The organism is Vibrio sp. CJQ_6, assembly GCF_043106745.1.
Lineage (GTDB): Bacteria > Pseudomonadota > Gammaproteobacteria > Enterobacterales > Vibrionaceae > Vibrio > Vibrio furnissii.
On record NZ_JBICMV010000032.1, the window covers coordinates 1 to 341 of the forward strand.

The 341-nt window shown below is 49.9% G+C and carries 1 rRNA gene; it reads left to right on the top strand.

The features are described 5' to 3' along the window. A 23S ribosomal RNA gene (locus tag ACF8PK_RS17910) occupies positions 1-341 on the top strand; the annotation flags it as partial.

Sequence of the window (341 nt, forward strand, 5' to 3'; positions counted from 1 at the left end):
TGTATAATGGGTCAGCGACTTATATTCAGTGGCAAGGTTAACCATATAGGGGAGCCGTAGGGAAACCGAGTCTTAACTGGGCGTTCAGTCTCTGGATATAGACCCGAAACCGGGTGATCTAGCCATGGGCAGGTTGAAGGTTGAGTAACATCAACTGGAGGACCGAACCGACTAATGTTGAAAAATTAGCGGATGACTTGTGGCTAGGGGTGAAAGGCCAATCAAACTCGGAGATAGCTGGTTCTCCCCGAAAGCTATTTAGGTAGCGCCTCGGACGAATACTACTGGGGGTAGAGCACTGTTAAGGCTAGGGGGTCATCCCGACTTACCAACCCTTTGCA